Origin of the sequence: Gordonia bronchialis DSM 43247 (genome assembly GCF_000024785.1) — a bacterium.
Classification (GTDB): Bacteria; Actinomycetota; Actinomycetes; order Mycobacteriales; family Mycobacteriaceae; genus Gordonia; species Gordonia bronchialis.
The window spans coordinates 5078917-5100513 of sequence record NC_013441.1; the positions used below are offsets into that span (position 1 = coordinate 5078917).

General features: G+C 66.8%; 20 protein-coding genes. 11 read left to right on the forward strand and 9 right to left on the reverse strand.

The features are described from left to right. Nucleotides 1-70: 70 nt before the first annotated feature. Nucleotides 71-460, reverse strand: coding sequence for a DUF5318 family protein (locus tag GBRO_RS23540; protein WP_012836336.1), 390 nt, complete (start codon nucleotides 458-460; stop codon nucleotides 71-73). A 195-nt stretch (nucleotides 461-655) separates the two neighbouring features. Between GBRO_RS23540 and GBRO_RS23545 the strand changes: the two genes are divergently transcribed. Together GBRO_RS23545 and GBRO_RS23550 are read left to right on the forward strand one after the other, a co-directional pair. Then, nucleotides 656-1414: a PadR family transcriptional regulator gene (locus GBRO_RS23545; protein ID WP_012836337.1), complete on the forward strand. Its 759-nt coding sequence runs from the start codon at nucleotides 656-658 to the stop codon at nucleotides 1412-1414. Next, complete coding sequence (locus GBRO_RS23550) at nucleotides 1407-2498, forward strand: inositol-3-phosphate synthase (protein ID WP_012836338.1); 1092 nt, start codon at nucleotides 1407-1409, stop codon at nucleotides 2496-2498. The genes GBRO_RS23545 and GBRO_RS23550 overlap by 8 nt, the downstream gene beginning before the upstream one ends. 63 nt (nucleotides 2499-2561) lie before the next feature. On the opposite strand, the gene GBRO_RS25595 is transcribed toward GBRO_RS23550, so the two are convergent. Beyond that, the gene (locus tag GBRO_RS25595; protein ID WP_083775659.1) at nucleotides 2562-2780 is read right to left on the reverse strand and encodes an IS1096 element passenger TnpR family protein; all 219 of its coding nucleotides are present in this window, start codon (nucleotides 2778-2780) and stop codon (nucleotides 2562-2564) included. A 1381-nt stretch (nucleotides 2781-4161) separates the two neighbouring features. Beyond that, nucleotides 4162-4488: a hypothetical protein gene (locus GBRO_RS26135; protein WP_147290683.1), complete on the reverse strand. Its 327-nt coding sequence runs from the start codon at nucleotides 4486-4488 to the stop codon at nucleotides 4162-4164. Between the two features lie 522 nt (nucleotides 4489-5010). Here GBRO_RS26135 and GBRO_RS23560 point away from each other — a divergent pair. Together GBRO_RS23560 and GBRO_RS23565 are read left to right on the forward strand one after the other, a co-directional pair. Then, on the forward strand, nucleotides 5011-5586 hold the full coding sequence (locus GBRO_RS23560; protein WP_041920824.1) for a TerD family protein: 576 nt from the start codon (nucleotides 5011-5013) through the stop codon (nucleotides 5584-5586). A gap of 118 nt (nucleotides 5587-5704) precedes the next feature. Continuing rightward, complete coding sequence (locus GBRO_RS23565) at nucleotides 5705-6847, forward strand: DUF475 domain-containing protein (RefSeq protein WP_012836341.1); 1143 nt, start codon at nucleotides 5705-5707, stop codon at nucleotides 6845-6847. A gap of 65 nt (nucleotides 6848-6912) precedes the next feature. Here the strand turns inward: GBRO_RS23565 and GBRO_RS23570 are convergent, their stop codons facing one another. The 3 genes from GBRO_RS23570 to GBRO_RS23580 form a co-directional block, all read right to left on the reverse strand. Further along, on the reverse strand, nucleotides 6913-7647 hold the full coding sequence (locus GBRO_RS23570; protein WP_012836342.1) for a TerD family protein: 735 nt from the start codon (nucleotides 7645-7647) through the stop codon (nucleotides 6913-6915). Nucleotides 7648-7756: 109 nt separating this feature from the next. Next, the gene (locus GBRO_RS23575) at nucleotides 7757-9826 is read right to left on the reverse strand and encodes a hypothetical protein (RefSeq protein ID WP_012836343.1); all 2070 of its coding nucleotides are present in this window, start codon (nucleotides 9824-9826) and stop codon (nucleotides 7757-7759) included. A 4-nt stretch (nucleotides 9827-9830) separates the two neighbouring features. Further along, on the reverse strand, nucleotides 9831-11507 hold the full coding sequence (locus tag GBRO_RS23580) for an Hsp70 family protein (RefSeq protein ID WP_012836344.1): 1677 nt from the start codon (nucleotides 11505-11507) through the stop codon (nucleotides 9831-9833). Nucleotides 11508-11573: 66 nt separating this feature from the next. Here GBRO_RS23580 and grpE point away from each other — a divergent pair, with 66 nt between their 5' ends. Beyond that, nucleotides 11574-12038, forward strand: a complete 465-nt coding sequence (gene grpE / locus GBRO_RS23585) for a nucleotide exchange factor GrpE (protein WP_012836345.1) — start codon at nucleotides 11574-11576, stop codon at nucleotides 12036-12038. A gap of 9 nt (nucleotides 12039-12047) precedes the next feature. Here the strand turns inward: grpE and GBRO_RS23590 are convergent, their stop codons facing one another. From GBRO_RS23590 to GBRO_RS23600, 3 genes are read right to left on the reverse strand one after another with little or no spacing between them, the layout of a single operon-like run. Next, entirely contained in the window at nucleotides 12048-12809 is a 762-nt protein-coding gene (locus GBRO_RS23590) for an AIM24 family protein (RefSeq protein ID WP_012836346.1), read from the reverse strand. Next, nucleotides 12806-13510 carry an AIM24 family protein gene (locus GBRO_RS23595; protein WP_012836347.1) on the reverse strand — a complete coding sequence of 235 codons (705 nt, stop codon included), beginning with the start codon at nucleotides 13508-13510 and terminating at the stop codon, nucleotides 12806-12808. Before GBRO_RS23595 ends, GBRO_RS23590 begins: the two co-directional genes overlap by 4 nt. An 8-nt stretch (nucleotides 13511-13518) precedes the next feature. Next, nucleotides 13519-14139: an AIM24 family protein gene (locus GBRO_RS23600; protein ID WP_012836348.1), complete on the reverse strand. Its 621-nt coding sequence runs from the start codon at nucleotides 14137-14139 to the stop codon at nucleotides 13519-13521. A gap of 214 nt (nucleotides 14140-14353) precedes the next feature. On the opposite strand from GBRO_RS23600, the gene GBRO_RS23605 reads away from it, so the two are divergent. From GBRO_RS23605 to GBRO_RS23630, 6 genes are read left to right on the forward strand one after another with little or no spacing between them, the layout of a single operon-like run. Beyond that, complete coding sequence (locus tag GBRO_RS23605; protein WP_012836349.1) at nucleotides 14354-15469, forward strand: hypothetical protein; 1116 nt, start codon at nucleotides 14354-14356, stop codon at nucleotides 15467-15469. After that, a complete protein-coding gene (locus tag GBRO_RS23610) occupies nucleotides 15466-16671 on the forward strand; it encodes an HpcH/HpaI aldolase/citrate lyase family protein (RefSeq protein WP_041920074.1) in 1206 nt (401 codons plus the stop codon). The genes GBRO_RS23605 and GBRO_RS23610 overlap by 4 nt, the downstream gene beginning before the upstream one ends. Continuing rightward, entirely contained in the window at nucleotides 16668-17960 is a 1293-nt protein-coding gene (locus GBRO_RS23615; RefSeq protein WP_012836351.1) for a phosphoribosyltransferase family protein, read from the forward strand. The genes GBRO_RS23610 and GBRO_RS23615 overlap by 4 nt, the downstream gene beginning before the upstream one ends. Further along, nucleotides 17957-19084 carry a cysteine protease StiP family protein gene (locus tag GBRO_RS23620; RefSeq protein ID WP_012836352.1) on the forward strand — a complete coding sequence of 376 codons (1128 nt, stop codon included), beginning with the start codon at nucleotides 17957-17959 and terminating at the stop codon, nucleotides 19082-19084. The genes GBRO_RS23615 and GBRO_RS23620 overlap by 4 nt, the downstream gene beginning before the upstream one ends. Beyond that, nucleotides 19081-19944 carry an HAD family hydrolase gene (locus GBRO_RS23625; protein ID WP_012836353.1) on the forward strand — a complete coding sequence of 288 codons (864 nt, stop codon included), beginning with the start codon at nucleotides 19081-19083 and terminating at the stop codon, nucleotides 19942-19944. The genes GBRO_RS23620 and GBRO_RS23625 overlap by 4 nt, the downstream gene beginning before the upstream one ends. Then, the gene (locus tag GBRO_RS23630) at nucleotides 19928-21163 is read left to right on the forward strand and encodes a TerD family protein (protein WP_012836354.1); all 1236 of its coding nucleotides are present in this window, start codon (nucleotides 19928-19930) and stop codon (nucleotides 21161-21163) included. Before GBRO_RS23625 ends, GBRO_RS23630 begins: the two co-directional genes overlap by 17 nt. Nucleotides 21164-21597: the final 434 nt, after the last annotated feature.

Below are 21597 nucleotides of genomic sequence, written 5' to 3' on the forward strand. Positions count from 1 at the left end.
ACGTACTCGCGTGCCCGACGGCAAAAAGCGTCGCGCAGAACACAGCCGAAACGGCCGGCGATCCGTCGAACTATTTGGCCACGCGACGAGTCCGCGTGGACCGCGGTGGCAACCCCGCAACGTACGACTGCACGAGATGGTTCCAGCTGCAGGTCCGGCACACCTCGACGACGTGCACCGAGAACTCCTCGGCGCTCGCATCGAGCCGGGCGATCTCCTCGTTGCTGCGCGCCGACCCCGACACCTGCCCGAGACGGTCACCGAACACCCAGGACACGAGCGTGACCTGCTCTTTGCGGCAGACCGGGCACACCGTCGACGAGGGACGGCCATGGAATTTGGCGGCACGCAGCAGATACGGACTCGCATCGCACACATCGGCGACGGCGGTCCGGCCCGAGTGAACCTCGGCCAACCGCGCGCGCCGCTGCAGGGCGTAGTCGACGATCTGGCGTTGCACGTGTTTCAGCGTACGTCCTCACTGTTGTGGACGCCCGCGCGACGTGCGGCAGCGCTCACACAGCGTCGTCGTGGACAGTCGTTATATCGGTGCGATACATTGGCGAATACATCGGAACGGACTGTTGGCGCGTCAGTATGCGTCGACATGTCGGGTGCACTGGTGTCGGAACCATCGGCGAAAGGGGGTGCGGACATGCTCGAACTGGCTGTTCTCGGACTGCTCATCGAATCCCCCATGCACGGATACGAATTGCGGAAACGTCTGACCGGTCTTCTCGGCGCGTTCCGGGCCTTCTCTTATGGGTCGCTGTATCCGACGCTGCGCCGCATGCAGGCGGACGGTCTCATCGACGAGGCCGCCACGCCGTCGGGGATGAAGGTGCGACGCGGTCGCCGCGTCTACCAGCTCACCGACAAGGGTCGGGAACGGTTCAACGAGCTCGTTGCCGACACCGGACCGCAGAACTACACCGACGACGGATTCGGGGTGCACCTCGCGTTCTTCAGCCGTACCCCGGCTGTGGCGCGCATGCGCATCCTCGAAGGCCGCCGCCGTCAGGTGGAAGAACGCCGGGAAGGTCTGCGGGAGATCGTCGGCCGGTCCAACCGGGCCGTCGACCGCTACACCCGGCAACTGCATCAGCTCAGCCTCGAGTCCAGCGAGCGTGAGGTGCGCTGGCTCAACGAGCTGATCGCGGCCGAGAGTTCCGGATCCGGTCCCGATGACCCGGATCCGGATCGCGGCATCGATGCCGATGCCTTTGAACCCGCAACCGACACCGACGTCTCCGATGCGGATTTCCGTGTTCCGGCCACCCGCCGGGACGCGGAGGACAACGGCGGTCCCGGGTCGCGTGATTCCACGCGCCGGGATTCCGAGCAACTGAAAACACCGGTCGCGCAGCGAACGTCTGTGGCGCCGCGAGAAGAAGGAGAGCCCGACCATGGGTGAGCCCAACAAGGTGCGCGTTGCCATCGTGGGCGTAGGAAACTGCGCTTCATCCTTGGTGCAAGGCGTGCAGTACTACAAGGACGCCGACGAGAACGCGAACGTGCCCGGCCTGATGCACGTCAAGTTCGGTCCGTACCACGTGCGCGACGTCGAGTTCGTCGCCGCCTTCGACGTCGACGCCAAGAAGGTCGGCTTCGACCTCTCGGACGCGATCTTCGCGAGCGAGAACAACACCATCAAGATCGCCGACGTGCCGCCCACCGGCGTCACCGTGCAGCGCGGCCACACCCTCGACGGTCTCGGCAAGTACTACCTCGAGACCATCACCGAGGCCGACGGCAGCGGCGTCGACATCGTGCAGACCCTCAAGGACGCCGAGGTCGACGTGCTGGTCTCCTACCTCCCGGTGGGCTCGGATCAGGCCGACAAATTCTACGCGCAGTGCGCCATCGACGCGGGTGTCGCCTTCGTCAACGCCCTTCCGGTGTTCATCGCCTCCGACCCGGAGTGGGCGCAGAAGTTCGTCGACGCCGGCGTTCCGATCGTCGGCGACGACATCAAGAGCCAGGTGGGTGCCACCATCACCCACCGCGTGATGGCCAAGCTGTTCGAGGACCGTGGCGTCACCCTGGACCGCACCTACCAGCTCAACGTCGGCGGCAACATGGACTTCAAGAACATGCTCGAGCGTGAGCGCCTGGAGTCCAAGAAGGTCTCCAAGACCCAGGCCGTGACCTCCAACCTGACCGGCTCGCTGGCCGGCAAGGTCGAGGACAAGAACGTGCACATCGGACCGTCGGATCACGTTGCGTGGCTTGACGATCGCAAGTGGGCCTACGTTCGCCTCGAGGGACGCGCCTTCGGCGATGTGCCGCTGAACCTGGAATACAAGCTCGAGGTGTGGGACTCCCCCAACTCGGCCGGCATCATCATCGACGCCGTGCGTGCGGCCAAGATCGCCAAGGACCGCGGCATCGGCGGACCGGTCATCCCGGCTTCGGCCTACCTGATGAAGTCCCCGCCCCAGCAGCTCGCCGACGACGTCGCTCGCCAGCAGCTCGAGGCGTTCATCATCGAGGGCTGATTCTTCTCGATATCGAAACCCACCATTCCGCTTGCGGGATGGTGGGTTTCGTAGTTGGTGGGTCTACCTCTGCGACAGGCGGCGGTTGATGGCCGCGGCGTCGAAGAAAGTGGGATCGATCCGCTCGCCGGGCTCGAGCCCCGCCCACTCCATCAGTTCGTTGTGCCGCTCGTGTGTCGGATCATTCACGGCGGCAAGGAACTCCGCCCAGCCCCAGACTCTGCCGACATCTTCGAGCGGCGCGGTACCGGATCCTGCTCGAAGCCCGTGTCGGCCAGCCACTGCTCGAAGTCATCGAGAAGGTCATCGAGTGCGGGACCGCTGCGTCGGATCGGGACGACGTTGCCTTGCCGCTTCGCGCGCTTGCGGGTCTTCTCGGCGCGGCGGGCACCACGGGGGGCGGTTCTTCTTGCTCATCGGGGTCAAGGGTAACGCCGGGGTGAGTCGTGGTGGTCGTCAGAGACCGCTAGAGGTTCGCTTCGGCGGGTGTCCCCCTTATAGGTGTACTTCGACGTGCGTGCCACCAGGACGCAGGTGAGTGTCGGAGCGGTGTCGGCGTGCAGGAGGTCGTCGTCGACGTGCGGGGAGCATTGCCTGCATCATGTCGGCTGGACAGGTGCTCCATCAGCTGCCCACGGCGGCGAGTTGACTAGCCCACGTGCCCGGCTAATTCAACGACAGTCGCGAATCGGCGGCCGCGCCGTCGAAGAAGATAGGATCGAACCGCTCGCCGGGCTTTAAGCCCGCCCACGCTGCCAGTTCATAGTGCGTTCGCGGCTCGGATCACTTGCCGCGGCAATGAGCTTATCCACCCAACGGGTCCGCCGACGTCTTCGAGCAGGCAGGAACTGCCGCCCTGCATGGGTGCGGACGTTCGACTCAGAGAGCATCTGCTCCAGGCATAGTTGTCGGGAGACCGCGACGCTGACAACTTAGCTTTCGAATCTCCTGATGCAATGCATCGCGCAACTCAACCAGTCGCGTCGCATAAGCGTCGGGGTCTGTCTCAGCATTCTCCAAATAGTTATTGCACGCTCGGACCATGCGAGCGAGGGGCCTTGTAACAACTCAACCAGTCGCGTCGCATAAGCGTCGGGGTCTGTCTCAGCATTCTCCAAATAGTTATTGCACGCTCGGACCATGCGAGCGAGGGGCCTTGTAACGAAGGCAGTTGCCGCACCTGCGTGCGAGCGTGACGAATCTCGTCTCTCGCCGACAGCACGCTGGCGTTGGCCCGCGCGTAGTCGCCTGTGCCCACAGCACCGGGCGTAGTACCTGGTGACCCAGAAAAGGCTCGACGATGAGAGAGGTCAATGATAAGCGCTCGCAGCGCCAGCTTTTCGGTTCGCCGCACGCTCAACACGTAGGTGCCGAACGCAATGGCCACAGTCAGTGCCGCTCCGATTACTGCTACCAGCACATCCGGCCAGAACGTCGCCCACATTGTGAGTAGTCTGCCAGACCGACAGGATCGAGACTAGCTAGTACGACCTGTAGTTCTGGCGGACGTTACTGGCCCAGTGTTTCACCACAATCCCGATCTGGCTGGCGGTCTCAACATCAGGCATTCCGACGGGTAGTCTCTGGATAAATACGTCAGTGACGCCCGCGTCGAACACACCTCCTTGTATGCCGTCCTGACGGAAAACGAGCAGCGGAAGCCTCAGACCGAACAAAACTCCAGCCTCCAAGTTGTTCCAGGGGTCGGAAACGATATATTTCGCAAAGTGGCCGATGCCGAAGTACCTGGTTTCGACTGAACCTTCGAAGCAGACATCTGTTCGTAGCCAAGTATCACTCCACCAGAGCAGTGTCGGGCAATTGAATAGACCTCTTTCAGTGGCGAGTCAACACCATAATCGGTACGCCCAAGCGCGCGATGCTCGAAGTGCTCATTGGCCAATAGGTCGATAATAAAGTCGTAGGACATTTGTTGCTCTGCAGAGAGCGCCGTCGGTGCCGACACAAACACCGGGATTCGCGCACTCACGTAACATCTCCTATACCTGCAGACATCTTCGAACCTCTGCACACTAGCTCCCGGCCTGTACCCGCATTGCGATCATATAGCGCGCCACTCAGCCCAGACGGCGATGACACCAATGGTGCGCGGCCGAGCGCATCGGAGTAGGCAACGTGTCCGTGGGAACTGGCGTGCGAGTCCGATTGACAGGTACTTGGGCCTCGCGTTCGGGGCATCCCCCACCAGCACGCCGATCTGAACAGAGTCGCTCGTCCGCCGGTTGAGTGGCCAGACCCTCACACAGACGCAGGACAGCGTTCGCCGCATTGTGGATCGGTCGGCCTGGCGCGGCAGTAGACGCTGCAGAGATGCGAAGCCAATCACACCCACGCCCCCCGCTCACGAGGCTTGGCCGTAGCAGCGTCGGTCATTCGTCCAGACGGCCCACTCCCCGCAATGCCCGATTTCACATACAGTGTTGGCGAAACCGGCAAAACGTTCGGCGCCGGTTCCGCGATCACCGATGAACGCAACGAAAGGCGCTTCAACATGGGCGTAAGCCTCAGCAAGGGCGGAAATGTCTCGCTGACCAAGGAGGCACCCGGCCTGACCGCGGTCTCCGTGGGTCTGGGATGGGACATCCGCACCACCACCGGCACCGACTTCGACCTGGATGCCAGCGCCATCGCGCTCGGCGCGAACAAGAAGGTGCTGTCGGACGCCCACTTCATCTTCTTCAACAACCTGCGGTCGCCGGACGGCTCCATCGAGCACACCGGTGACAACCTGACCGGCGAGGGTGAGGGCGACGACGAGGTCATCAAGGTCGACCTCAACGGGGTCCCGCCGGAGGTCGACTCCATCGTCTTTCCCGTCTCCATCTACGACGCCGACGCCCGCAGCCAGTCCTTCGGTCAGGTGCGCAACGCGTTCATCCGCGTCGTCAATCAGGCCGGTGGCGCCGAGATCGCCCGCTACGACCTGTCCGAGGACGCCTCCACCGAGACCGCGATGGTCTTCGGTGAGCTGTACCGGAACGGCGCCGAGTGGAAGTTCCGCGCCGTCGGCCAGGGTTATGCGTCGGGCCTCGCGGGGATCGCCCGCGACTTCGGCGTGAACGTCTGAGAAAGTTCACCCCCACGACAGCATCCATGCCGCACCCGGCCCGTCCGGGTGCGGCATGCTTGTGCGATCGACACTGGTGCCCCTGCGCACCGCTCCTTAGTGAAAGGCCAGCTCCACCTTGGTAGTACGCATATTCGGCATCTCGTTCGTCGTGACGATCGGTGCCATGATCATCGCGTTCCTGTACGGGGGCTGGCAGGCGCTTATCCTGACCGTCATCCTCGGCATCCTCGAGGTCTCGCTTTCCTTCGACAACGCGGTCATCAACGCGACCGTCCTGCGTCGGATGAGCGAGTTCTGGCAGAAGATCTTCCTCACCATCGGCATCCTCATCGCCGTCTTCGGTATGCGTTTGGTGTTCCCGCTGGCGATCGTGTGGATGGCGTCGGGCCTCGGTCCGGTGCAGGCACTCGACCTGGCTCTCAACCCGCCGCCAGATGACGCCGCCTACTTCCCCAACGGTGACCCCAGCTACGAGACGATCATCACCGACGCGCACCCGCAGATCGCGGCCTTCGGTGGCATGTTCCTGCTCATGCTGTTCCTCGGCTTCGTGCTCGAGGAGAAGGAGATCACCTGGCTGAGCTGGATCGAGCGTCCGCTGGAACGCATCGGCAAGCTGGAGATGCTCGAGGTGGTCATCGCGACCGGCCTGCTGATCATCACCGCCGAGTACATCGCCGCACCTGAGGAACGGTCGACGGTGATGATCGCCGGCGCGCTCGGCATGATCACCTACATCGCGGTCAACGGGCTCGGCGAGTTGTTCAAAGTCGACAACGTCGTCGACGACGAGGACGCGGACCCCGCACCAGAGAACGCGAAGCGTTCCGGTGGTCCCAGCGACCTCGCCAAGGCCACCGGCAAGGCCGGTTTCTTCCTGTTCCTCTACCTCGAGGTGCTCGACGCGTCGTTCTCCTTCGACGGCGTCATCGGCGCCTTCGCCATCACCGCCGACCCGATCATCATCGCGCTCGGCCTCGGCCTCATCGGCGCCATGTTCGTCCGGTCGCTGACCGTGTACCTGGTGCGCAAGGGCACGCTCTCGGAGTACGTGTACCTCGAGCACGGCGCCCACTGGGCGATCGGCGCGCTCGCGTTCATCCTGCTCTACTCGATCGGCACGCACGTCAACGAGGTCATCACCGGTCTTGTGGGTGTGGTGCTCATCGGCGCGGCCTTCGCGTCGAGCATCGTGCGTCGACGACGTCTCGGTGACGCCGACGACGAGGCTTCGACGGAGGTCGAGGCCAAAGCCTGAGTTTCACCGCAGAAACGACGATGGGTTGCGCTCTTCACGGAGTGCAACCCATCGTCGTTTGGGGACTACTTGCGGCCGGCCTTCCAGTTCAGGCCCCAGTTGTAAGCCTGGTCCACCGCGGATTGCGAGCCGCGGATATAGCGGACCTCGCGGTTGATGACGAGGTCACCGCCACGGTTCTCCAGCAACGCGATGGCGCACGAGATGGCGCCCTGATCCGACTCGTCGAGGCGCACCTCGATCTGCGGACCGCTGGCCGGGAACAGGGTGACGACGCCGTTGGCGGCCGCCCAGTTGGGTGCGCCCTCGTAGATGTAGGCGAAGATCAACACCCGACGGATGCGATGGGTCTGGGACAGGTCGATGTACATGTTCTCGCCACCGGTGACCGACCCGGAGCGGTCGTCGCCGTCGAGGTAGATGATCGGCTGTCCGCTGTAGGGCGCCTGGAACGAATTGCCGAGTGCCTGAACGATTCCCTTGTCGCCGTCGGAGAACTCCCAGAGGCAGGCGAGGTCGAGGTCGACGCCGGTGGACCGTTTGAACAGGCCGCCCTTGGACCCGGCGGTCCAGTTGAGATTGACGCGCATCTGTCCGGTGGCCGAGCCCTGCTTGGTCAGCGACACGCTCGGCGCCGACTTGGTCAGCGTGACCTTGGACAGCGAGATCGGGGCCTGGGCCGGCGGCTGCTGCTGATACGGCTGCGCCGGGGGCTGTTGCTGATACGGCTGGACGGGCGGCTGGGGTGGTGCGGGCGGTGCCGGCTGCGCCTTCGGACGTTTGGTGTAGTCGATTCCCATGGTGTGGTCCTTCGCTGCTCGTGTCGGATTTGTACCGTTATCGTCTGGCCGCAGCCTATACGGATGCGGGCCGGGTCTGTCGCGGGTCGCTGCTCGGAAGAATCACTCCCTATCCGGACGCATCGAGGACGATCCGCGCCTGCGGTCCGAAAGTCGTTGCGGTGTGCAGAACTCCGCGCTCGTCGCGCCGGCATCCCGCCACCCCGACGTGCCGTATCCCGGCGGGCAGGACGAAACCGCCGTCGATCTCGTAGCGGGTGTTGGTCACCTTGGTCGCCCGTGCCTGCGGATCGGCCGGATCCGACGGTGCTCGTTCCGCGCCGACCACCACCATCGCCTCGGTGACGCCGACCGGCCAGTCGAACCGCAACCGACCGTCGGCGACGCCGCGGACGACGATGTCGGGGATGACGATCTCGGGCGCGGTACCTGGCACCGGTGACCTCGCATGCGCCGCGTCGGATCTCGCCATCTCCGACGACATCCCCGCGAGTACGGTGACGACGCCGTAGCCGACCGATCCGTCCCGCGGCGCCCCACCGTCGTCGAGTTCCGTTGCGGCAGTGCGTCCGACGGTTTGTGTTGCCCCGTCCGGCAGCAACCGCAGAACGCGGTAGACGACGCCCGGAGTCTCCGACGCCTGCCAGCTGATCCGCCGGGTTCCGTCGCTGAGGGTCTCGACGCGGACGTCACCGGCGGGCGATACGCTCAGCCGCGCGGCGAGTTCGGCGAGCTCGGGATGGTCGACACAGCCACGTGCGGCGTCGGCAATCGCCGATGGATCGGCGATACCTGCTTTGGCCTCGGCGACAACGGCTTCCGCCGCCGCGACCGCCCGCCGGGAGGTCTCCAGGACGTCACCCAGCCGGGGTCCGCCCGCATCTACCGTGTCGATGTCGGACGCATCCCGCCTCAGCGCCTCGAAGGCGGACAGTGCGGCGACGTGGCGGGCGTGGGCCGCGTCGTCGAGCGCGTGACGCCACCGCTGTGCCGCCGCCGTCACCACGGACTCGACTTCCTCTGCCAACGACCGGATCTGACGGGTGGCGTCGGGATCGTCGCCGGCCAGCTCAGCGGCCCGTCGGCACAGCGCCTGGGCCGTCACCGGACGTCCCCGACGCAGCTCGGCCCGTGCCGAACGCAACGGTTCCTCCCACTCCCGAAGTCGTGGCGCCGGAACCGGTGCCGCGTCGCGCTGCGGTGGTGTGCCCGCGCCGAAGGAGGCGGCGATCTCGCCGACCAGCGCACGCGCACCGACCGACCCGAGCCCAAGCGAACGCGCCTCATCCACCAGGAACGCGAAATCGTCTGCCAGCAGGTCATCTTCGACGAGGACCGCCGCCCGTACGCGCGGCTCGAGATGTGTCCGCACCTTGGTGGTGACGGCGGAGACGTACGCACGGGAGAGGGTCACGTCGTCGAGCAGGATCTCCCGGACGTGCACCAGGAGCTCGTCCACCACTGCACGCAGTCGGCCAGCCGGCAGCTCGCGTGATCGCTCCCGCAGTTGCTGTGTGCGCCTGTCGATCTCGGTCAGATCGGTGATCTCGTCGAGGGTCAGGTGCAGCAGATTGAGCAGTGTCGGGGTGGCGTCCCCGGTCTGCAGTCGGTCGAATTCGGCCAAGAGCGCCGCGATCTGGTCGAGGCGCTGCGTGCTGAGTTCGGCAGGCGGTGCAGGAGCGGTCGCGGGCGTGGCGTCGTCGAGAATCCGGTAGCGGCGCAACCGGGTTGCGACCTCTTCGGGGGAGAGTCCACTCATCGCACCGAGATCGTCGAGACCGGCACGCTTGGACGCCGGGATACCGCCGTGCCGCTGCATGAGACGCTCGATCGCGTTGTCCAACAACTCGTATCGTCCGGCGTCACGCTGCTCGCGCGTCTCGCTGACGGTGCGGGCCAGGGCGGCCCGGCGGTTCGCGTACCGGAGCAGTTCGCTGCGCTGGGCGTGCTCGGACACCAACTGGCCCACCAGCACCCGGTACTTGGGGTGATCGCGGCTCTTCTGCCAGAACGCCCACACCGCCTCGATCCGCTCGGCCACCTCGGCGTCGGTGAGCGCCTGGACCTGATCGAGTGGAATGTCGTAGAGCTCAAACGGATCGGACGTTTCCACACCGCCACGGCGATCCACGGCAGCCAACACCCGCTTCCGATAGTCGTTGGTGTCCAACGGTTTCACGGGCTCACCGATCTCGGCGCCGCGATTGCTGCACCTGGTCGAGTTCCCGGCTGACCTCCGACGCCGACAGCGTCGCACCGGTTTTCGCCGTCAGGGTGAGCGGGATGTCCGCATCGACGTGGTGGGCGGTCACGTGCAGCACGCCGTCGAATCCCATCTCGAACATCACCCGGACCTCACTGCCCTCGTCGTAGCCGGGCGGGATGTCGGTGATGGCGCCCTCGATGAGGATCTTCGCGTCTTCGGGCCGCGGGGATGCCTGCTGTCCCAGCTGCTCGAGCACGGTCAGATTGATGCGATCCTGATCGGCACGCACCGTCCCGAAGGATCGTCGAACACGGATCGGCAGCGTCTGGTTGCGGTGCACCAGCCAGGTCGCCTCCAGCGAACCGGAGTAGCCGCCCACCGCGAGTACCCCGAAGCCGCGCGACACCACGGTGTCCACGGTGATCTCCAACATGCGGCGCACCCCGGCCACGGGCAGCGCGAAGGCATCGGCCACCCGCCGACACGCCTCCTCGACGTCGGCGGCGTCCGCATCCAGCGGCGATGCGCCGTCCGCCAAGCGGCCACGGGTGCGCAGGTCGGCCCCCACCAGGCGTTCGATCTCGAGTTTGTCGCCGTAGATCGCGGCACCCCGCGCGACGGCGAGGTCGGGATCGGCCAGTTCCGGGGTGATTCCCACCGCATCTGCGATCGCGGCGGCGACCATCGGCATCCGCGACGAACCACCGACGAGCAGCACCCGATCGACGCGCTGCACACCGCGGTCACGGGCAGCCTGCAGGCACGACCTGGTCAGCTCGACCGTGCGCTGCAACAGCCCGCCGGTGAGATCCTCGACCTGAGGGCGGGTCAGCGTGATCGTCGAGCGTGCGCCTTCGTGGGCGACCACCACCGACGTCGAGTCCGCGTCGGTCAGTTCATGTTTCGCGCGCTCTGCGGCGATCACCAGGGCCTGTGATCCGGCGGAGTCGTCGAGCGGGTCCTCGGCGTCGGGGTTCTCCGCACAGAACACCCGCGAGAGGTGCAGCGCGATCCGCTCGTCCCAGTCGGCGCCGCCGAGCTGATGATCGCCGTCGACGGCGAGGACCGAGATCCGACGGTCGGCGAGTTCGATGACCGTCGCGTCGAAGGTGCCGCCACCGAGGTCGTAGACCAGCACGGTCTCGTCCGGAGTGCTGCCCGACAGTCCGTCGGTCAGTCGGCTGAACCCGTAGGAGAGAGCGGCGGCGATAGGCTCGGAGAGCACCCCCGCGACGTCGATCCCGGCGTAGGTGCCGGCCTGGATCGTGGCGCGGCGCTCCTCGTCGCCGAAGTAGGCGGGCACGGTGATCACCGCGCGTTGCACCTGCTCCCCGGCGAAGGCGGCGTCGGAGATCAGCGACTTCAGGATGAGTGCGGAGATGGCCGGTGCCGACCAGGTCTGCCCGTGCGCCACGAACCGCCAGTCCGGGTCGCCCATGCGTCTCTTGACCAGTGCGCATACGTTGTCGGGGTCGAGGCGGGCCTGGCGTCGTGCGCCTTCGCCGACGACGTGGTCGGTGGCCGAGGTCAGCAGCACCACCGATGGTGTGGTGGGCGCGCCGGTGAGTCCGGAGATGACCTCGGGGCGGCCACCGGCGCCGATGGTGGCGATAGCGGAATTGGTCGTGCCGAGATCGATTCCATAGACGCCCACGAGAGGCGATGCTAGCAGCGGAATGTGGACGTCGGGGCGTCGCGCACGCGCCGGTAGGCTCGGTGAATGACCGAATCGGCGGAGCCCGGCGACCACGAGCAACTGCGTCTGCTGAGTGAGCAGATTCAGGACCTGACGCGGGTCGTCGCGCGACAGTCGCAGATCATCGACAAGATCGCCACCGCCGAGTCGAAGCGGACCGGTCCGAGCACCGACACGCCGCTGCTGGTCGAGTTGTTCGCCCTGTTCACCGACGCCGACACCTGCGCGCGGACAGCCGATTCCGAGCGTGAGGCGGCCGCCTTCGGGGCGCTGCGCGACGGGCTGGAGCGGCTGATCGTCGGACGCGACGGCCGGGTCGTCATGCCCTGTGCCGGTGACGACTTCGATGTCACGGTGATGGAGGTGGCCGACGTTCGCGCCGCGTCGGACACCGCGGCGGCGGGCACTGTCGCCGAACTGATCCGGCCGGGGCTGGTGGTTGCCGGTCGATCGGTCCGCCCGGCGATGGTGGTGGTCTACCGGGGCTGAGCGCCCCCGTTACTGGTTCTGGCCGAGCTGGGCGGTGATTTCCTGGTTGATCTGCTGCAAACCGGGTACCGAGATACCCGGCAGTTGACCGCGGATGCTCTGCACGATCGAGGTGTCGTTGCGGACCTTCTCGCTGGACTGCACGAGAACCGTTCCGGCACCGACGAAGTCGAACTGTCGTTCCTCACCGGAGTTGATCCCGAAGCGGCGGCCGGCGGCCGCGATGAAGCTGTTGACCCACGCCTGGTCGAAGTGGTGGCTCGGCGACGGACAGTCGGCCCAGCCGACCAGCGCCTCCGGGTCCACCCGGACGGGCGGTTCGACGAACATGACCGGCCCGCTCGACGACGCGAGGAATTTGCCGGTCCCGATCAACGTGAGGAATCCCGGCACGATGGACTGGTTGAGCGTCAGATTCGGTTGGAACGCCAGCAGATTCGACGCCCGGATGGTCAGGTTGCCGTCGTCGAGGTCGTAGGAGTTGATGTCGTAGCCACGGTCGCCGATGACGAGCTTCCCCTGCCCCTCTGCCACCACGAAGTCGCCGAGATGCAGTGGCGCGGAGAACTGTTGGGCCACCATGTGCAGCATCTGTCCCTGCAGTCCGTGCTGCAGGGAGGTGAAGTTCATCTGGCCGTAGTAGGCGATCATGGCGCCCTTGGACAGGAACCAGGGCGCGTTGACGTCGATGACGAAGCTGTAGTTGTTGCCCGGGACGTTGTCGTCGGTCGGCAGTGTCGTCGGGTTCCAGACCGTGTTGAGTTCGCTCACAGCTTCTCCTCCGATGCCTGCACGAAGACGACACCCTGGCCGGTGCACTCCAATTGCATTGCCTCACCGCCGCTTCGGCCGACATTGCGCCAGCTCATCGCCGACCGCAGTGTGGTGTTCAGTTGTCCGCCGGCCGCGACATAGGCCTGCGGGTCGACGACGACGGGTTTGTCCGGGGTGACCGGCAGATCGAAGACGCCACCGTGTCCAAGGATCACCGCGGTGCCGGCACCGGAGAGCTGGGTGGTGAACATTCCCTGGCCGGTCATCGCGCCGGCCGCCGCCGATCGCAGCGATCCGAGCAGTCCGCCACCACCGCCACCACCGCCGCCTTGCGAGGCCACCGATACCACCGATGCCTGCAGTCCGGACGTGTAGGCGAGCAGCCTAGAGGCCTCTACCCGCAGCACCCCGCCGACGGCACCGAGATCCACGATCTGCACCTCGATGCCCCGAAAGCCGTAGTGCACCACGCCGTTTCCTTGCGCGACCATCGTCGACTCGTGCTCACCCGCCAGTGCCCGACCGGCCATCGCACCGAATCCACCGCCACCGAATCCCCCACCACCCGCGCCGGCGATCTGATGCGGCTGGAAGAGAACCTGACCGGTATAGAAGAGCATCGCGCCGCGTCGGGCGATCACCGGGCCGGTCTGGCCGATGTCGACGGAGACGACCTTGCTGTTGACCTTGGTGAACATCGCTTCCCTCACCGTTCGGCAGGCTGGATCGACACGACACCGGTTCCGTCCCAGCGCAACGAGAACGCCTCCCCGGAGCCCTGTCCCATCACGGTGCGCCACGAGACGTCGGTGACGAAGGACTGGTTCAGCTGTCCGCGCGCGCAGACGAAGGCGTCGGGGTCGACGACCAGCGGGAACTGCGGCGACACCTCGAGGTGGATGAGCGGCCCGCCGCGGGAGAGCAACGCGATCTGACCGTGTCCGGTGACGGTGGTGGTGAACAGTCCCTGCCCCGACGACGCGCCGCGCAGTCCGGCGAAGGTGACGTTGGTGGTGAGGTTTCCGTTGAGCACCATCAACTGCTGCGACTCCACCTGCATGGTCTCGCCGGCGAGTTCGATGATGGTGGTCTCGGCGGCGTCGTGCGCGAAGTAGACGACACCGTTGCCGGCGCATTCCATCAGCGACAGCGCCTCGCCGGTGGCGCGCTGTTTGAGTCCGGCGACCACCCCGGCGCCGCCGCCGAAGCCCGCCGACTTGAAGGTGACCTGCCCCTCGTAGGCGACCATCGAACCGCTGAGCGCCCGCACCGACGTGTTCTGGAGCCTGGCCTCGATCACGCGTTTGGACCGTTGCACCAATTGCATTCCGGCCTCCTCGTTGTCCCGACGCACCACCGGCGACTCCGGGGTGTGCGACACGATGATCGTCGGCCCGCATACCACCCGCATCGTCGGTCGGCGCGTTCGTGTCGGGTTGGAAGTTACTCGATAGCATCGGCTCGTGCCCAGAAACTTTGCCCGCCGCTGGTTCGGAGGAGGTGAGAACACCCAATCCGCCGTCGACTCGTCTCTCGAACAAATGACGTCGGCGTTTCTGGACTCCGATCGCATCGTCGGCGAAATCGAGATCGCGGTCGCCGCCGCACACGAACTCGACCCCCGCTCATCGCTGCGCAATGAGTGGACCGCGATCCGCGAACACCACGCGGCGCTGACCGCCGAATACCTCCGACTCAGCGGTCGCGTCGGCACCCCGGCACCCGCCCGGCCCGCCGAGGTGCGGGCCTGCACCGACGGCCTGACCCGCATCAACGCGGACATGACCCGTTTCGGGCAGGTCCACGACGCCGAACTCACCCGGGCCCGCGGCGCGCTGCGTGAGGTGGCGACGCTCGACCGCGACGCCCGGGTCGCGATCACGCGCGCGGTGGGCGCGCTCGAACAGGCCGATCGCCGCATCACCGCCCTTGGCACCGTCCGCTCGGTCACCGATGCGCTCGCCGAAGCCGACGCCGCGTTCACCGCTGCCGTCGGACTCACCGAGAAGCGGCGGGCCGGGCGGGCGGTGATCGCCGCCGCCGCGCGGGTGGAGTCCGTGCTCGGCGAGGCCGCTGGCTACGCCGAGCGGGCCGAACGGGTCATTCGGTCGGTCGAGACCTTCCGCAGCGCCATCATGACCCGCCGCGAACAGGTGGACCCCACGCTGTCGGCGTTGCGGCGCGAGTTCAGCGTCGCGTGCTCGGCCGATCTGCAGGACAACGGTGCCGTGATCGATCGGGCCGTCGCGCAGGCCGACGACGCGCTGAGCACCGCGCGCGGGCACCTCACCGATGCCCCCGACGTGGCCCTCGATGACGCGGAGACCGCCCGGGAGCATCTGTCGGTGGCCGAGGACGCCGTCGACGCCGTCCTCGACCGACTGCGGCGACTGCGTGACGTGCGCGCCGACCCCGCCGCGGTTGAACGCCGGGTGAGGTTCCGGTTACGCGACGCCCAACAGTTCGCGATCAATCACTCTGTGGTTGACGAATGGGGATCGGTGCTCGATGCTCAGGCCGACCGGATCACACGAGCCGGCTCGGCACTGGACCGGATTCACCCGGACTTCTGGGATTACCTCACCCAGCTGGAGGCTGTCGATCGACGCATCGGGGAGATCGTCGACAGGATGAGAGGACAGGTGGCAGCACGATGACCACCACCGCGGCGTCGGATGACGCCGTCGACGTGACGCCCACCGGCGTCCGCCACTTCAGCCACCTACCGACCGCGGTGACCGACGACCTGTTCTGCGTTCATCCCGAATGCATCACCCCTGCCAATCCGCGGACGCAACTGGCCCTCGCGCTGGGCGCCACGCTCTATGTGCCCGGCACCCGCCCCGACCTGGCCGACACCATCACCCACCGGCACGCTGAGGGCGTGACCTCGATGGTCATCGACCTCGAAGACGCCGTCGCCGACCACGAGGAACGTCTCGCCACCGAATCGACGGTCGAGACGCTGCGGACGCTCGCCGGGAGGGACGCGGCGTCCATGTTGCTCTTCGTCCGCACCCGGCGCTCTGATCAGATCCGGTCCATTGCAACGGATCTGGGTCCGTCGACGGTACTGAACGGTTTCGTGATCCCCAAGTTCGGTGGGGCGTCGGCGCGCGCGGATCTGCGTGCGGTGCACGACGCCGAAAACATTGTCGGCGCAAAGCTCTTCGCGATGCCGGTGCTGGAATCGCCTGCCCTGGTGCATCGCGAGACGCGCGACGGCGAGCTCGCGCACATCTCGGAGGTCCTCGGCGAGTTCCGTGACCATGTGCTGGCCGTCCGGGTCGGCGCCACCGACATGTGCGGACTGTTCGGCATTCGCCGCGACCGTGACCTCACGATCTATGACGTCCGAGTGGCCGCCGACGTGATCGCCAGTGTCGTCAACCATCTCGGCCGCTGCGACGACACCGGGCACATCGTGACCGGACCGGTGTGGGAGTACTTCGCCGACCACGAGCGACTCTTCCGGCCGACGCTGCGGCAGACCCCGTTTCAGGAGCACGACGCGGTGCTGTTCCGCCAGCAGCTGGTGCGTCGCGACATCGACGGCCTGTTGCGCGAGATCGCCCTCGACCGCGCCAACGGCATGCACGGCAAGACGGTGATCCATCCCGCACATGTTGCCCCGGTGCACGCCCTGTCCGCGGTCACCCACGAGGAGTATCACGATGCCCTCGATATCCTGGCCGACGAGGCCGGTGGGGTCCGCCGCTCGTCGTATCGGAACAAGATGAATGAACTGAAACCGCACCGGAACTGGGCGTTGCGAGTGATGGACCGGGCCGCCGTGTTCGGCGTCACCAAAGAGGGCGTCGCCTTCGTGGACCTTCTGACCGCGCTGGCACCCTCATGACCAGCAGCACCGCTGCCGCCCGGCGTCGCGAAACATCCTGGGTGACCGACACATTCGGCGCCCAGATCACCGACGTCACCGACGAGCCCGGCTTCCGGCGAGTGAGCGACCTGGTGATCCTCGGCTTGCGGCGCAACCGCCGCCGGGCACACCTGCTGGTCTCGACGGTGCTTGGCAAACACATTCCGGTGCCACCCAGCGTGATTCGCACCGTGGCCGATGACCTCGGCGATGCGGTGATCGGCGTCATCGGCGAGGCCGGGAACGCCACGGTGGTCGGCTTCGCCGAAACCGCCACCGGACTCGGTCATGCGGTGGCTGATCGGATCGCAGCGGCGGTGTATCTGCATTCGACGCGCCGGGCGGCACTCGACGTCGCCGTGCACGGCACCTTCGAGGAGGGGCATTCGCACGCCACCACCCATCTGCTGCAACCGAGTTCGCCGGATCTGCTGCGCTCCCCCGGACCCCTGGTCCTGGTCGACGACGAGATCTCGACCGGCAAGACCGCCCTCGAGGCGATCGACGCACTGCACCGCCTTGCCCCGCGTGAGCACTACGTGATCGCGGCGCTGGTGGACATGCGCGAGTCCGCGCACGAGGCGGCCACCGCCGAGACCGCGCAGCGGTTGGGCATCCGGATCGACCACGTGAGCCTGGCCCGCGGGCGGGTGACCTTGCCGGACAGCCTGATCGACGAGGTCTGCGCGTTGGACCCGGCGAAGCTCAATCCCGTTGCCGCCAAGCGCGGCCAGTGCAGCGTCAGCACCGTCGCGTGGCCGGCCGACGTACCCGACGGCGGACGGCACGGTGTGCTGCGTTCGGAAGCCCGACGATTCGCCGCCGCCGTCGACGAGGTGGCCGCCCGCTCGCGCAGCGTCGTCGACCGGCAACGCCCGCTGGTGGTCATCGGTCACGAGGAGTTCATGTACCTGCCGTTGTGCATCGCCGAGCGTCTCGAGAACGCCGGACTCGACGTCCGCTATCAGACCACCACCCGCTCACCCGCGCACGTCCGCGACGTCGCCGGGTACCCGTTGCGTCGTGGATTCGAGTTCACCGCACCGGAAGTCGATTCCGCCGCTCATCGCTACCTGTACAACGTGAACGGCACCGACGAGCTGCCCGCGCAGGTGCTCCTCGTCGCCGATTCCCCTGCCGACACCGACGCATTACGAGCTCCGGGAGGACTCATCGACGTGCTGACCGCCGCCGGCCACGACCTCACCGTCCTGGTGGTCCCCGCCTCTCGCCAGGCCACGCTGGCCGCGGCACGAGGTGAGCGATGACCGGCAGTCGCGTCACGGCACGGCCCTTACGCGGGCCCGAGTTCGGTTCGTACCGCGCCGACGAGGTGACCTGGCTGCTCAAGGATCTGTCGGCCCACGCCCTCGAAGGCGATCTCGCCGAGCGCGAACGCCGCGTCCAGAACGGCACCGCCCACTACGCCGAGTCGCTGCCCGTCGAGTTCCAGCCGGGTGCGGAATATCAGCAGCTCTTCCACACCACGCTGCGTCAGACCGCCGGGCGGATCGCCGACGCAGTGGCCGTGGTCGGTGAACTCCTTGTGGCCGAACGCCATCCGCAGCCGGTACTGGTGTCGCTGGCTCGTGCCGGGACGCCGGTGGGTATCCTGATCCGACGATGGGTCGAGTTCGCGCACGGTATCGCGTTGCCGCACTATGCGGTGTCGATCGTGCGCGATCGTGGCATCGACGCCAATGCGCTGCGCTACATCGTCGGCGAGCACGATCCGGAGTCGGTGGTCTTTGTCGACGGCTGGACCGGTAAGGGCGCCATCCAGCGCGAACTCACTGCGGCGCTGCGGGAATTCGAGCAGTCCGGCGGCCCCCGTCTGCATGATGGGCTCGCCGTCCTTGCCGACACCGGATACTGCACCGGCACCTTCGGGACCCGCGACGACTTCCTCATCGCGTCGGCCTGCCTGAATTCGACGGTCTCCGGTCTGGTGTCACGCACCGTCCTCAACCGGGACTACATCGGTCCCGACGACTTCCACGGCGCCAAGTTCTACCGCGAACTCGCACCGCACGACGTGTCCGGGCTGCTGCTCGACACCATCACCGACGAGTTCCCGGCCGTCGCCGAGCGCCTTCCGGCACTGATGCATGCCATCGCCGGCACCGACCGGACACCCACGTGGGCCGGCTGGCGAGCGGTGGAGCAGATCCAGGCACAGTACGGGTTGTCGTCGATCAACTTCGTGAAACCCGGTGTGGGAGAGACGACCCGGGTGTTGTTGCGGCGCATTCCGTGGCGGGTCCTGGTCCGGGAGGCAGATCTCGCCGATCACGCGCACATCCGGCTCCTCGCCGCCGAGCGCGGTGTCCCGGTCGAGGTGGTCCCCGACCTCACCTACTCCTGCGTGGGCCTCATCAAGGAGACCGAGTGAGTATCCTCGTCGCGACCGACCTCGACCGCACCCTGATCTACTCCCGCTCGGCCATGGGGGAGCACCAGTTCAACACGGTGGCACCGCAATGCGTGGAGATCTACGACGGCGCGCCGCTCTCCTACATGTCCGCCCGGGCGATCGGACTCCTGACGCGTCTGGCGTCGACTGCGACGGTGGTGCCGGTGACCACCCGTACTCATGCGCAGTTCTCCCGGGTGACACTGCCCGGAGCGCCGTTGCGGTACGCGGTCGTCAGCAGCGGTGGACGCATCATCGTCGACGGCGCCGACGACGCCGGGTGGCGGTCCGGGATCGAGGATGCGGTGCGCGGCCTGGGTGCCGATCTCCAGACGGTGACAACACAATTGCGTGAGCGCACCGACGACGGCTGGGTGCGGTCGCTGCGCGTCGCCGACGACCTGTTCTGTTACCTGGTCGTCGATCTCGAGCGTCAGCCCGCCGGTTTTCTCGACGAGTGGCGGGGCTGGTGTGAGCCGCGCGGCTGGGCCGTCTCGCAGCAGGGCCGCAAGATCTACGCCATGCCGCAGTGCGTCACGAAATCGGCGGCCGTCGCCGAGGTGCGACGCCGCCTCTCCGACACCAGCGAATTACCCTCCGACGCACCGCTGTTGGCAGCCGGTGACGGATGGCTCGATGCCGATCTCCTGACCTATGCCGATGCGGCCATCCGACCACGCCATGGTGAACTCGAAGCCCTCGGCTGGCACCGGCCGCACCTCGTCGTAACCGAACAGCAGGGCGCGCTGGCCGGCGAGGAGATACTGCAATGGTTCACCGATCAGGCGAACCGCTCCGACCCCATCGAAAGGACATCAGCGTATGACCCCGCTCAGTAAGGGCCAGAACGGTCCCCTGACCTCGTCGGAGGCCGTGATCACCGTCGAGGTGGGAGCCGCCGCGGACCTGTCGGCCCTGCTCGTGACCGACGCCGGGGTGGTGCGCTCGGATGCCGATTTCATCTTCTACAACCAGCCGAACGGGCCGGGTGTCACGCTCAGCACCGTCGGCGGCGGACCGCGCCTCGCCGTCAGCACCGCGGCGATCCCGTCCGACACCGCCGCCGTCCGAGCGGTCATCACCCTCGATGACGCGTCGTCGAGCTTCGGCCGGATCGCTCCCCCGATTGCCCGGGTCCTGAATTCTGCTGGGCAGGAAATGTTCACGTTCACGATCGAGGGGCTCTCGACCGAGTCCGTGGTGGTGGCCGTCGAGATCTACCGGCGCGGCAGCGATTGGAAGGTGCGTGCCATCGGCCAGGGGTACGCGGGTGGTTTCGCCGACCTCGTCCGCGACCACGGGGTCAGCGTCGACGACGAACCGGCCAGTGCCCCACCACCTCCGCCGCCTCCGGCCGCTCCCGCCTACACCCCACCGCCCCCACCTCCTCCCGCCTACAACCAACCACCCGCGTACACCCCGCCGCCGGCTCCGACGCCTCCGCCGCCCCCGGCCCCCGAACCCGAGATCAGTCTCACCAAGGCACGCCCGGTCAATCTGACCAAGGGCCAGAAGGTCACCCTGCGCAAGGAGGGCGGCGTCGCACTCACCGCCATCAGAATGGGCCTCGGCTGGGACCCGGTGCCCCAGAAAGGTTTCGGACGACGCGGTGGCGCCATCGACCTCGACGCCTCGGTGCTGATGTACTCCCAGGGCCGGTGCGTCGACACCGTCTACTACGGTCACCTCACCTCGAAGGACCGGGCGCTGAACCACTCCGGTGACAACCTGACCGGCGAGGGGGCCGGCGACGACGAGGTGATCGCGGTGAACCTGCCGGCGGTGGCACCGTCGGTCGACAACCTCGTCTTCATCGTGACCTCCTACCGCGGCCAGACTTTCGCCGAGGTCCAGAACGCCTACTGCCGTCTCATCGACGACACCACCGGCGCCGAACTCGCGCGATACACGCTCGCCGGCGGGATGCCCTTCACCGGAGTCGCGATGGCCGTTCTCAGCCGCGCCGGCGGTGACTGGAAGATGCGCGCCATCGGCGACGGCTTCAACGCGAAGACCCCCAAGAAGGCCGAACCCCACGTGCACCGGTACCTGTCCTGACGACGAGCCTCCGGCTGGTCGAGCCACCCTCCACTTCCCCACCTGCTGGTTGAGCCGCACCTCCCCACCCGCTGGTTGAGCCGCCCTCCCCGCCCGCTGGTTGAGCCGCCCTCCCCATGTGCTGGTTGAGCCGCGACCGGCGAGCGCAGCGAGACGGCCGCGCGTCGAAACCATCAGTGAGCCAGCAATGTTCGCAACCAGGGTGGACCGTGTCGCGGTGCGGACATGTTTGTCTTGCGGGTGGTTTCGACGCGCGGCGGCTCGACCTTCGGGCTGGGCGGGTGGGTGTCGGAGTGGTCGTTGCCCTTGTGCTCGTTGAGTTGGCGAGCGTCGAAACGGTCGCTACCCTTGTGCTGGTTGAGCCGCGACCGGCGAGCGCAGCGAGACGGCCGCGCGTCGAAACCATCAGTGAGCCAGCAATGTTCGCAACCAGG